We start from the raw sequence: 11996 nt of genomic DNA, 5'->3' as shown, positions 1-11996 counted from the left end.
CTGGGCCGGAACGTCCTTGCGCCCGGCCTGGCGAGCCGCCTCGACCCGCCCCTTCCACTTCTCGTTGCCCAGCAGCCAGTCGAACGACTCGGTCTGCAGAGCGAGAAGATCAGGAACTTCGAGCGGCTCCTGAATGCGTGCGAACGACACACGACGGGGACCAGCGGGTACGGCGGAGGCGTTGCGCGAGGCTGCCAACAGATGTCCTTCCGAGGGCTCGCGGCGGACTGACTACACGCACGCCAGACGACCATGCATCGGAGCACCAAAAGAAGCGGGTCGTCAAAGGGCAGCGCAAAGGGGCAGTGTAGCCGAACGGCACACGCCTGTCCACCTCGGTCTCGCTGCATGCTCCACGTTGGTCGCAGCATCGCCCGTCCGCGCCGAAACGTCAAGCCCGGAAGCCGACATTTCCGCTGAAAAACCAGCTTGAAGCTGGGAGTTTTCCCGCCGATTGACCTGCGCACACCGCCGGGTTCAGGACGTTACCCCAACCCGGGGCGGTTGACACCCGTCACCCGACGGTTCGACCGCCGACCGGTAACCGGTCGATGATCGACGCTGCCATGGTCGATCTACCCGCGGTCAAACCTTCTTCAAACACACCCTTTGCTAACAATTATATAACGCGCCGCGCCACGGCCCCTGTCCCGGGGATCACCTTGCGAATCAAGGGGTTACAGAGGAGGGGCGGCACCCAGAAGCGTGGAGAGCTCCGTGACCAGCCAGCGAGAGTCGTCGCGGACCATTACGAAGCGCACCCGCCCCCTGGTGACCTGCCGCCGGGACTGTCCCTCCCCCGCCGGGGTCCTGGTCGTACTCATGTTCACGAACAGCAGCACCTCGGCCCGGTCCGGCCCCGCCGACTCCACCGCCGCCCCGGCGACCGTCGCCGACTGCACCAGCCTCTGCTGCCGGGCCGACGGTCCCACGGTCGTGGCGAGACGCCCGTAGTGCTCGGCGAGGTCTCCGGCGGTGTACGCCCGCGCCCGCGCGAAATCCTGCTCGATCGTGCGGTAGTCGTAGGACAACATGTCGGCGGCGAAGGAGCGGGCGGCCGCGAGCGCCTCCCGCCCCGCGGTCTCCCCCGCGCGCAACCGGCCGAGGTCTGCCAGCATGACCCCGACCGCCGCCCCCAGCACCATCGCCACGATGGCCAGTACCCCGGTGAAGAGCAAGGATGCACGCCTCATGGGACCAGCTCGGCCTTCGACACGAGCCACGTCCCCCCGGCCCTGGTCACTTCCATGCTCCAGCGGTAGAAACGCTCTTGCGGAGAGCCCCCGCGCCCCTCCCACCTGATCACCGCGTCCCCGGCCACCAGCACCCGCGCCGTGTCCTCCCCCATCGAGACCAGCCCGGCGGCGCGCAGCGCACCCGTCTGAACGACCTTCTCCCCGGTCGTGGCCTGTTTCAGGGCGGCGGCGTTCCTGGCGTACTCGGCCCTGGCGGACCCGGTGGAGGAGGCCAGAACGCGCGCGATGTCGGCGTCGACGGTCCGATGGCTCACGGACAGGAGATTGAGCGCGTGCGTGCCCGCCGCCCACAGCACCGCCGCGCGGTCGTCCTCCGCCGCCTGGGCGTCACGCAGGTCTCCGCCCACCCAGAAACCCGCCGCCGTGAGGCAGGCGATCAGCAGGCCCAGCAGCCAGGGCAGGAATCTCCTCAGCACGCTTCGATCTTCCAGCTCGGCTGTCACCGTCACGGTCGATCACCATCAACCATAGCGAACGGGATCGATCAGCACCGATGGAACATCGAACTCATCTCATGGCGGGCGAACCCGCCGTCACGGAACGCCGTTGAGGTGCGCCGCCACCAGACGGGGATACTCCTCCAGCCAGTTGCGGCCCCGGTCGTCCACGAAGGAGTTCACCGGCGGGATGACGCCGTTGGCGGCCAGCCACTCGCCCGGCGGGCGCTGCGTGCGCCGGATCCGGTTCTCACTCGGCATGAGTTGCGGCGGGATGGGCGGCAGGACGCCCGGGTCGTGACCCAGCTGCGCCTCGGCCTCCAGTTCGGAGACGTCCTTCTCCTCCGACATTCCGATCGGACCGTGTCTGCGCGCGTTGAGGAACTGCCGTACCACCGGCTCGTCGCTGGAGAGCAGCATCTCGCGGGGGCCGAACATGATCAGCTCGCGCCGGAACAGCAGCCCGATGTTGTCCGGGACCGTACGGGCGGTGTTGATGTCGTGCGTGACGATGAGGAAGGTCGCCTCGGTCTCCGCGTTGAGATCCACGATGAGCTGGTTCAGATAGGCCGTGCGGACCGGATCCAGGCCGGAGTCCGGCTCGTCGAAAAGGATGATCTCGGGATCGAGGACCAGCGCCCGGGCCAGGCCGGCCCGTTTGCGCATCCCCCCGGAGATCTCCCCGGGCAGTTTGCCCTCCGCGCCGATGAGACCGACGAGCTCCATCTTCTCCATCACGATCTTGCGGATCTCGGTCTCGCCCTTCCTGGTGTGCTCGCGCAACGGGAAGGCGACGTTGTCGAAGAGGTTGAGCGAGCCGAAGAGGGCGCCGTCCTGGAACAGGACGCCGAACAGCCTCCGCAGCTCGTAGAGCTTGTTCTCACCGCAGTTGGCCAGGTCGTGACCGTCGATCCAGATATGGCCCCGTTCCGGCCTCAGCAGGCCGACGAGGGACTTGAGGAAGACCGACTTGCCGGTACCCGAGGGGCCCAGCAGAACCGAGATCTCACCGGCCGGGAGCGTCAGCGTGACGTCCTCCCAGATGACCTGTCTTCCAAACGACTTGGTCAGTCCCTCGACCACGACTTCGACGCCCACGTGCAGCCCTCCAGGAGACCGGTGCACCACCGTAGTGACGATCGCCCGGAACGGACCGGATGCCCAGGCGATCCGGCGATCGTTACAGCACGGTTATGAGACTAGCCGTCCAACAAATGGACGAGGAAGAGCCCGGAACCCGGAGTCACGGGCGCCGGAGCGGAAACCCCCGGACATGCGAGAAGAGCGGGCCACCGGCACCTGGTGGACCCGCTCTTCTCGGCGTAGTGAACTACTGGGGCGTAGCGGACTACTTGACGGTGACGGTGGCGCCGGCACCCTCGAGGGCGGCCTTGGCCTTCTCCGCCTGCTCCTTGTTGACCTTGCCGTCGAAGACCGGCTTCGGAGCACCGTCGACCAGGTCCTTGGCCTCCTTGAGGCCCAGGCTCGTCAGGGCGCGGATCTCCTTGATGACCTGGATCTTCTTGTCGCCGGCGGCCTCGAGGATGACGTCGAACTCGTCCTGCTCGTCAGCCTCGGCAGCGGCCTCGCCACCGCCACCGGCGGCCGGGGCGGCGGCGACGGCGACCGGAGCGGCAGCCTTGACGTCGAAGGTCTCCTCGAAGAGCTTCACGAAGTCGGACAGCTCGAGGAGGGTCATCTCCTTGAACGCGTCGAGCAGCTCGTCGTTGCTGAGCTTCGCCATGATTTCCTCCGTATGGATCTAGCTAGTGAAAGAATCGGGACCGCGGTTACGTATGCGCTAATCCCCTGCGACCGCTTGCGCGGACCTACTCGCCGGCCTCGGCGCGCTTGGCGCGCAGAGCCTCGGCCAGCTGAGCCATGTTGGTGGGCAGCGCGTTGAAGACGGCGGCCGCGTGGCCCTGCTTCGCCTTCATGGCACCGGCCAGCTTCGCGAGGAGAACCTCACGCGACTCGAGGTCGGCAAGCTTGCTGATCTCGGCCGGGGTCATCGCCTTACCGTCGACGACACCGCCCTTGATGACCAGGAGGGGATTGGCCTTGGCGAAGTCACGCAGACTCTTGGCAGCCTCGACCACGTCGCCGTTGACGAACGCGATCGCCGACGGACCCGCGAGCAGGTCGTCGAGCTGGTTGATCCCGGCCTGATTGGCCGCAATCTTGGTCAGCGTGTTCTTCACCACGGCGAAATTCGCATTCCCACCGAGAGCAACGCGCAGCTGCTTGAGCTGAGCGACGGTGAGACCGCGGTACTCGGTCAGAACAGCAGCGCCAGAGCCTTCGAAGCTGCTCTTGAGCTCGGCAATGGACGCCGCCTTGTCCGCCTTCGCCATGGGCCTCCTTCCAGATGTACCCGCCGGGAAAGGCCCATAAATAACGACAGCCCCGGCGCAGGCGCACGGGGCTCACACGAGGACGGAAAAGAACGGTCCCAATGAAAACTCACATCACACCTACGCAGGCCGTCCACTCAGTGGATCCTTAGGCCGTCTGACATCAAGCCAGACGACGACCGGCGGTCTTCGGCGTTGACAGCTTACGACGTACCAGAGAATTAGCCAAATCAGCGTCTACGGGTCCACGGCGACGCTGACGCGTCGCGGCTCGGGGGCTGGTAACCGGCGCCTTCCCTCGTCACGCGCTCGCTTCGCAGCGCGCGTTCCTCAGTCCAGTGCACCGGCGCCCCCTCACAGGTCCACGGCGACGCTGACGCGTCGCGGATACGGCCCGCGCCCCGGCCGGACAGTCCCGGGGCGCGGGCCGTACCGGGCTCAGTTGCCGCCGGGGTTCTTCGGCAGGTCGCCCACCTGGTCGGCGGGCGGGGCCGCGATGGTCACGGCCTCGTTGAAGTCCCTGAAGTTCGCGGCCATCGTGAACGAGGTGCCCTGCTCGGAACCGCTCAGCGTCACCTTGCGCGGCAGGTACTGGGCGTCGGCCCACAGGTCGAACTTCACGTTCTTGGCGTGCGAGAACTGCCCCTGGAGCCGCTCGCGCTCCTGCGGGGCGAACGCCTGGACCGCCTCGGCGAGCGGGAAGGTGCCGCTGTAGTGGGTGGTCTCCACCCCGCCGACCGTCTCGGTGCCGACCGCCTTGACGTCCTTCGACGCGGTCAGCAGCTTGACCGTGCCGGCCAGGTCGAACTGCCGGGCCTGGTCCATGAACTGCCGGACCTCGGCCTGCCCGCCGCTGTCCAGGTCGCCGACGGACACCTTCACCCACGGCTTCGTCGCGCCGGCCAGCTGGGTGAGCAGCTCGGACTTCACGTAGACCGTCTCGCCGACCAGGATCGCCCGCGCCCCGCCGGGCACGTTCCGCCCGCCGAAGGAGATGACGTCCAGCGTGACGTCGGTCGCCAGCTCCGGCTTGCTCTGGTAGACCATGCTGCCCTGGATCTTGCCGGAGTCCTCGGCCTTCCCGCTGGACTCGACCACCAGGTCCGCGGAGTAGGAGGTGACCTCCTCGGCCTTCTGGGCGCTCTCCTGGACCGCCTCGGCCGCCGCCAGCTTCACATTCCCCAGGGTCGCGACGCCACCCTGAGTCCCACATCCCGTGACCACGACCAACGCGGCCGCTCCCAGTGCCAGCGCGGGAGCCAATCGGCGCATCCCTCTCACCCCTTCACGTCCCCCCATCAACTGTCCCTTCGAGACTATGCGCGGGAAGCGAGGAGCGCCTCGTCCACGGGGACGAGAAAGGGCCTCAGCCGAATGGCCATTCGGCTGAGGCCCTTCACTACCGATGACTGGAGGGTCAGCCCTCGATCTCGGCGGTCATCGCCCGCGTCACGTTCGGGTCGACCGGGATGCCGGGGCCCATGGACGTGGAGAAGGTGACCTTCTTCAGGTAACGGCCCTTGGCCGCCGACGGCTTCAGACGCAGCACCTCGTCGAGGGCGGCGGCGTAGTTCTCCACCAGCTGGCGCTCGTCGAACGACACCTTGCCGATGATGAAGTGCAGGTTCGCGTGCCGGTCGACGCGGAACTCGATCTTGCCGCCCTTGATGTCGGTGACGGCCTTGCCGACGGCCGGGGTCACGGTGCCGGTCTTGGGGTTCGGCATCAGACCACGCGGACCGAGCACGCGGCCCAGGCGGCCGACCTTGCCCATGAGGTCCGGGGTGGCGACGACGGCGTCGAAGTCGAGGCGGCCCTTGGCCACCTCCTCGATCAGCTCGTCGGCACCGACGATGTCGGCGCCCGCGGCGCGGGCCTCCTCGGCACGGTCACCGGTCGCGAAGACCAGGACCCGGGCGGTCTTACCGGTGCCGTGCGGGAGGTTGACGGTGCCGCGGACCATCTGGTCCGCCTTGCGCGGGTCGACGCCCAGTCGCAGAGCGACCTCGACGGTGGCGTCGAACTTGGTGACGGTGGTCTCCTTGGCCAGCTTGGCCGCCTGGGCCGGGCTGTACAGGTTCTCGCGGTCCACCTTCGCCGCGGCGTCGTGATGTGCCTTGCTGCGCTTCACTTGCTCACTCCTGATCTGAGTGTCCGTGGTGCGGGCCAGCGCCTGGCCCTCCCACTCGATTCGAGGTCTGTGCTGCCGAACGCCGGATCGGCTAGTCGGCGATGGTGATGCCCATCGACCGGGCGGTGCCGGCGATGATCTTCTCGGCGGCCTCGATGTCGTTGGCGTTGAGGTCCTGCATCTTGGTCTCGGCGATCTGGCGCAGCTGCTCCCGGGTGAGCTTGCCGACCTTGTCCTTCTGCGGGACGGCCGAGCCCTTCGCCACACCGGCGGCCTTCTTGATCAGCTCCGGCGCCGGGGGCGTCTTCGTGACGAAGGTGAAGCTGCGGTCCTCGAAGATGGTGATCTCAACGGGGATGATGTTGCCGCGCTGGGCCTCGGTGGCAGCGTTGTACTGCTTCACGAAGTCCATGATGTTGACGCCGTGCGGACCGAGGGCGGTACCGACCGGCGGGGCGGGCGTGGCCTGGCCAGCGGGAAGCTGGACCTTGACCAGCGCCGCGATCTTCTTCTTAGGAGGCATGAGATTTTCTCCGGGTCCTCATCGGATTGATGCGGTCCCCCGCAGACACGGGGAACATGTCGGAGGCCGTGCTTCGCGAAACACGGCCACCGAACGTCTTAGTTTATGCGACAGCGTCAGATCTTCGAGACCTGGTTGAACGAGAGCTCGACCGGGGTCTCGCGGCCGAAGATCGAAACGAGCACCTTGAGCTTCTGCGACTCGGCGCTGATCTCGCTGACCGTCGCGGGCAGGGTGGCGAACGGGCCGTCCATGACGGTGACGGACTCGCCCACCTCGAAGTCGACGGTCGCGGCGGCGGCCTTGACGGTCGTCTTCTTGGTCTCCTCGGTGGGCTCCGGGGCCAGCAGCTTGGCGACCTCGTCGATGCTCAGCGGGCTGGGCTTGTTCGACAGACCGACGAAACCGGTCACACCGGGCGTGTTCCGCACCGCGGACCACGACTCGTCGGTGAGCTCCATCCGGACCAGCACGTAACCCGGGAGCACCCGCTCCTTGACGAGCTGACGCTTGCCGCTCTTCACCTCGGTCACGTGGTGCGTGGGCACCTCGACCTGGAAGATGTAGTCCTCCATGTTGAGGGACTGCGTGCGGGTCTCGATGTTGGCCTTCACCCGGTTCTCGTAACCGGCGTAGGAGTGGATGACGTACCACTCGCCGTACTGGCCGCGCAGCTGGCGCTTGAACTCCTCGACCGGATCGACGTCGGGAAGGACGTCACCGTCCTCGTCGACGGCGCCGACCGGGACCTCTTCGGCCTCTTCGGCCTCCTCGGTCTCGGCGCCGTCCTCGGCGTCGGTCTCCGCAACGTCGAACTCGTCGACGTCGGTCTCATCGACGTCAGCGTCATCGGACTCGTCGAGCGAGCCCTCCACGGCGTCGATGGCCTCTTCCGGCTCGCCCTCCCACTCGTCGCGGGACTCGCCGGCCGGCTGTGAAGACTCGGACACGGTGGCTCTTTCTCTTTCCGTCGATGGGCTGACTGGACTTGCGGAGGGGCTGGGCTCTCGGCGGGACGGCCCGCCGGGCGCCGGCTCAGGATCCGCCGAAGATCCTCAGCACGCCCTCGGTGAACAGCGCATCGAGCCCGGACACGATCCCGACCATGATCAGAACGAAGACCAGGACGATGATGGTGTAAGAAATGAGTTCCTTGCGCGTAGGCCAGATGACCTTACGCAGCTCAGCGACGATCTGCCGATAGAAAAGGGCGGGAGAAGTGCGCTTCGTCTTCTTCTCGCCGCTCGGCCTGTCTGCGGTCTCGCCGCGCGTGTCGATCGCCACAGTCCTCACCTGATCCGTCGTATCCAACGCCTATCAGCGGCGCGCTAGACGCCCTGATGCGCGGACCGCTCTTCGCAGGGCACGAGGGACTCGAACCCCCAACCGCCGGTTTTGGAGACCGGTGCGCTACCAATTGCGCCAGTGCCCTAAGACATGAACCACCATACCCCGGTTGACCCGAAGTTTGTCCGTGGCTCACCAGCCAGGCCGACGATCACGCGTTCGGCGGCGAGGCCACGCCGGAGTCTACGGGGGAATGGCCTCCACGTCGAACCGGAGGACACTTTCCCAGGTCAGTGGTCTTTTTTCGCCTTGTACGGCATACCGCGCAAACCGTACGGAGAGCTTCCGCGGCTCCCAAAAAATCACGACGTACGTACGGACGCCTCCCGAAAGTTCTCACGGAGACGGAGCCGGAGACGAGCCGGAGACGGGGACGGGGAGAGGGGCGGAGACGGGGACGGGGTCGGAGACGGCGCCCGGACGACACCTCGGGCCGTCCGGATGGCGGATAAGCAGTGGAACACCGCAACCGGTCTGTAACCATGGGGGCATGACCCGTCCTCGCATCTCCGCGCGCATCTCCGCGATCTCCGAGTCCGCCACGCTCGCCGTGGACGCCAAGGCCAAGGCGATGAAGGCGGCGGGCCGTCCGGTCATCGGCTTCGCCGCCGGCGAGCCGGACTTCCCGACGCCGGACTACATCGTCGAAGCCGCCGTCGAGGCGTGCCGGACCCCCAGGTTCCACAAGTACACGCCGGCCGGCGGTCTCCCCGAGCTCAAGCAGGCCATCGCCGACAAGACCCTCCGCGACTCCGGTTACCGGGTGGAGGCGGCCCAGGTCCTGGTCACCAACGGCGGCAAGCAGGCGGTCTACGAGGCGTTCGCCACGCTGCTGGACCCGGGTGACGAAGTCCTGGTCGTCGCCCCCTACTGGACGACCTACCCCGAGGCGATCAAGCTGGCCGGCGGCGTCCAGGTCGACGTGGTGACCGACGAGACCACCGGTTACCTCGCGAGCGTGGAGCAGCTGGAGGCCGCCCGCACCGACCGCACCAAGGTCCTGCTGTTCGTCTCCCCCTCCAACCCGACCGGCGCGGTCTACACGCCGGAGCAGGTGGAGGCGATCGGCCGCTGGGCCGCGGAGCACGACCTGTGGGTCGTCACCGACGAGATCTACGAGCACCTCACGTACGGCGGCGCGCGCTTCACGAGCATCGCCACCGCCGTCCCGGAGCTGGGCGACCGGGTCGTCGTCCTGAACGGCGTCGCCAAGACCTACGCGATGACCGGCTGGCGGGTGGGCTGGCTCATCGGCCCGAAGGACGTCGTCAAGGCCGCGACCAACCTGCAGTCGCACGCCACCTCCAACGTCTCCAACGTGGCCCAGGCCGCCGCCCTGGCGGCCGTCACCGGCGATCTGTCCGCCGTGGCGCGGATGCGCGAGGCCTTCGACCGCCGCCGCCAGACCATGGTCCGCATGCTCAACGAGATCCCGGGCGTGGTCTGCCCCGAGCCGAAGGGCGCGTTCTACGTCTACCCCTCGGTCAAGCAGCTGCTCGGCAGGGACCTGGGCGACGGCAAGCGCGCGCAGACCTCCCTCGAACTCGCCGAGATCATCCTGGAGGAGACCGAGGTCGCCCTCGTCCCCGGCGAGGCGTTCGGCACCCCCGGCTACTTCCGGCTGTCCTACGCCCTCGGCGACGACGACCTCGCCGAGGGCGTCAGCAGGGTCGCCAAGTTCCTGTCCGGAGCGCGCTGATCTCCGGGACACGCTGATCTCCGGGACACGCTGACGTCCGGACTCAGTCGTCTTCGGGCGCCTCGTCGCCGGGCCCGACGACGCCCCGGAGCACGTGTTCCACAGCGGTCCGCAGGCAGGTCGCGCGGCCCAGCTCGATGAGCCGTCCGTACTCCTTCTCGTCGGTACGGCCGCGCAGCCTCGCCTCGGACCGCTCAAGCATGCCCGCGAGCACGGGCGGGCGTCTGATCCCCGCCATGACGGTCCCGTTCGCCACGGTCCCCGCACCGAGGAGGACCGTGGCGAACGTGTCGTCACCGTCGTTCTCGGCGATCACCGCGAACGTCTCGATTCCCTCGACGAGGGCGATCGTGTCGTCGAACAGCCGGGCCCCGCGCAGGGACTCCCGGACGGAGGCGGTGGCGGCCGTGGTGTTGCCGAGGGACAGCTCGGCCTGGGCCAGCAGCAGATCGAGGCGGGCGAGGGTCCAGTAGTCACCGCAGGAACCGCAGAGCTCCCGGCCCTCGTACAGCACGGACACGGCCTCCTCGTTCCGGTCGGCGAGCATCAGGGCGGTGGCCACGACGACGTAGGTGGGCAGGAATCCCGGGAAGAGGTCGCCGGCCGAGCGATGACCCACCCTGGCGTCCTTGATGAGCCGCATGGCCTCGGCCAGGTCTCCCCTGGCGACCGCCAGATGGGCCTGGAAGTGACTGATGTAGGCCGTGGCGTCCCATTCGCCGGTCCCGGTCGTGCACTGGGCCAGGGTGCGTTCGGCGCCCTCCAGGTCACCGTGCTGGATCAGCATCCAGGTGTGCACCCACAGAGCTCTGGTCCGCTCGGGCCCCGGCTCGTGCTCCAGGTCGAGGCCGCGCTGGAGGAGCGCGTATCCGGTGTCGTGGCGGCCGCAGCAGATCCACAGGAACCACAGGGAGGCGATCAGATCGAGACCCTTGCCCGCCTCGCCGGGCCGGCCGTAGCAGTACTCGACGGCCAGGCGGATGTTGGCGAGGTCGGGCTGGATCCTGCGGCACCAGGCGAGCTGGTCCTCACGCCAGCCCAGGGCCGCACGGTGGGCGAGGGAGAGGAAGAAGTCCCGGTGACGGCGGCGGGTCCCGTCGCTCTCGCCCCGCTCGTCCAGTCGGATGGCGCCGTACCGGCGCACGGCGTTGAGCAGGCGGTAGCGGGTGCCGCGGCCGTCCTGTTCGCGGCTGAGGACGGATCTGGCCGCCAGGTCGAGCAGCGCGTCGAGGACCCGCTCGGGGCCGAGGTCGCCGGCGTCGCAGACGTACTGGGCGGCCTCGGCGTCGAAGCTCCCGGAGAAGACCGACAGGCGGGCCCAGACGAGGCGCTCCTCGGGGCCGCACAGCTCGTAGCTGAGGCTGAGCGCGTCGTGCAGGGCGCCGTGCCGGGGGGACGCGGGGTCGGGGGCCGCCGCCGCCATCTCGATGGCCAGCGGGAGGTTGTCGAGCCGCCGGCAGAGATCCTCCGGATCGGCCTCACCCAGCCTGTCCCCGGCGAGGGTGACGAGCAGGTCGACGGCGTCCCGCGTGGGCAGGCCCTCGATCGGATAGACGTTCTCGTGGGGGAAGCCGAGCGGCTGCCTGCTGGTGACCAGGACGCGCACTCCCCTGACCTCCCGCAGGAGCCGGTCCACCAGGATCCCCGCGGTGTAGGCGACGCGGTCGCAGCCGTCCAGGACGATCAGCCCGGGGTTGCCACGGAGCTCGTTGACCACGGTCTCCATCGCGGACCGGCGGGACCGTCCGCGGGCATCGGCCGTGTGCTTCTCCCCGGGCGCGTCCGGCCGCTCCCTGCCGCGGCTCCCGCGGTCGAATGACGCGGCGAGGGCCTCGGCCAGTGAGAGGATGTCGTCCGGCGTCTCGGACAGGTCCACGACGTGGACGTATCCCGGGGACTCCCGTTCCAGTGGCTCGGCCAGGTGCAGCGCCAGGCGGCTCTTGCCCGCCCCGGCGACGCCGGTCAGGGTGACGTGCCCCGCCCTGCCGAGCAGGCCACAGATGTCAGCCAGCTCCGTCTGCCTGCCGACGAAGACATCCGCTCCCATAGCAGCCCCGGCGTCGTACCGACTGTTCGTGTTCTCACCGTCGCACGAATGCCCGTACACCCGAAACCCCGTCGACGAATTTCCCCGTCTTTTCAGGCTTTGCGGGCTCCGCGAGGCTGACGACGTTTTCCGGCCTTCCTGGTTTTCACGGCTTTCCGGCGCTTCCGTCCTCTCGCCCCGACCCGCAGGGCCGAGCCGCCCG

Annotated in this window: 13 protein-coding genes and 1 tRNA gene; 1 reads left to right on the top strand and 13 read right to left on the bottom strand. The window is 68.2% G+C overall.

From position 1 onward, the window contains the following. The 12 genes from IEZ08_RS35295 to IEZ08_RS35240 all read right to left on the bottom strand — a co-directional run. Positions 1-198, bottom strand: a 198-nt coding sequence (locus IEZ08_RS35295) for a hypothetical protein (RefSeq protein WP_189243900.1), incomplete at its 3' end; no start/stop codon positions are given. A gap of 479 nt (positions 199-677) precedes the next feature. Then, positions 678-1193 carry an Rv1363c family protein gene (locus tag IEZ08_RS35290; protein ID WP_068921143.1) on the bottom strand — a complete coding sequence of 172 codons (516 nt, stop codon included), beginning with the start codon at positions 1191-1193 and terminating at the stop codon, positions 678-680. Further along, complete coding sequence (locus IEZ08_RS35285; RefSeq protein ID WP_229803873.1) at positions 1190-1672, bottom strand: Rv1363c family protein; 483 nt, start codon at positions 1670-1672, stop codon at positions 1190-1192. The genes IEZ08_RS35290 and IEZ08_RS35285 overlap by 4 nt, the downstream gene beginning before the upstream one ends. 117 nt (positions 1673-1789) lie before the next feature. Continuing rightward, positions 1790-2791, bottom strand: coding sequence for an ABC transporter ATP-binding protein (locus IEZ08_RS35280; RefSeq protein ID WP_068921142.1), 1002 nt, complete (start codon positions 2789-2791; stop codon positions 1790-1792). A 250-nt stretch (positions 2792-3041) separates the two neighbouring features. Beyond that, positions 3042-3437: a 50S ribosomal protein L7/L12 gene (gene rplL, locus IEZ08_RS35275; protein WP_068921141.1), complete on the bottom strand. Its 396-nt coding sequence runs from the start codon at positions 3435-3437 to the stop codon at positions 3042-3044. Between the two features lie 85 nt (positions 3438-3522). Further along, positions 3523-4047 (bottom strand): 50S ribosomal protein L10, encoded by a 525-nt coding sequence (gene rplJ / locus IEZ08_RS35270; protein ID WP_068921140.1) that lies wholly within the window; start codon positions 4045-4047, stop codon positions 3523-3525. A gap of 438 nt (positions 4048-4485) precedes the next feature. Then, positions 4486-5319 (bottom strand): SCO4651 family lipoprotein, encoded by an 834-nt coding sequence (locus IEZ08_RS35265; protein WP_068921139.1) that lies wholly within the window; start codon positions 5317-5319, stop codon positions 4486-4488. Between the two features lie 145 nt (positions 5320-5464). Next, positions 5465-6178, bottom strand: coding sequence for a 50S ribosomal protein L1 (rplA, locus tag IEZ08_RS35260; RefSeq protein ID WP_068921138.1), 714 nt, complete (start codon positions 6176-6178; stop codon positions 5465-5467). Between the two features lie 91 nt (positions 6179-6269). Next, the gene (gene rplK / locus IEZ08_RS35255) at positions 6270-6701 is read right to left on the bottom strand and encodes a 50S ribosomal protein L11 (RefSeq protein ID WP_068921137.1); all 432 of its coding nucleotides are present in this window, start codon (positions 6699-6701) and stop codon (positions 6270-6272) included. A 116-nt stretch (positions 6702-6817) separates the two neighbouring features. Further along, complete coding sequence (nusG, locus tag IEZ08_RS35250; protein WP_068921136.1) at positions 6818-7651, bottom strand: transcription termination/antitermination protein NusG; 834 nt, start codon at positions 7649-7651, stop codon at positions 6818-6820. An 85-nt stretch (positions 7652-7736) separates the two neighbouring features. After that, on the bottom strand, positions 7737-7985 hold the full coding sequence (secE, locus tag IEZ08_RS35245) for a preprotein translocase subunit SecE (protein WP_068928349.1): 249 nt from the start codon (positions 7983-7985) through the stop codon (positions 7737-7739). Between the two features lie 75 nt (positions 7986-8060). Further along, positions 8061-8133, bottom strand: a tRNA-Trp gene (locus IEZ08_RS35240). A gap of 405 nt (positions 8134-8538) precedes the next feature. Between IEZ08_RS35240 and IEZ08_RS35235 the strand changes: the two genes are divergently transcribed. Next, entirely contained in the window at positions 8539-9747 is a 1209-nt protein-coding gene (locus IEZ08_RS35235) for a pyridoxal phosphate-dependent aminotransferase (protein ID WP_068921135.1), read from the top strand. Positions 9748-9790: 43 nt separating this feature from the next. Here IEZ08_RS35235 and IEZ08_RS35230 read toward each other — a convergent pair whose 3' ends face one another. Continuing rightward, positions 9791-11794 carry an ATP-binding protein gene (locus tag IEZ08_RS35230; protein WP_068921134.1) on the bottom strand — a complete coding sequence of 668 codons (2004 nt, stop codon included), beginning with the start codon at positions 11792-11794 and terminating at the stop codon, positions 9791-9793. Positions 11795-11996: the final 202 nt, after the last annotated feature.

The sequence above is a fragment of the Planobispora rosea genome (genome assembly GCF_014648175.1).
In the GTDB taxonomy this organism is placed as follows: Bacteria; Actinomycetota; Actinomycetes; order Streptosporangiales; family Streptosporangiaceae; genus Planobispora; species Planobispora rosea.
The sequence above is the reverse complement of the archived record's forward strand: the minus strand, read 5'-3'. Positions and strand labels throughout refer to the sequence as shown.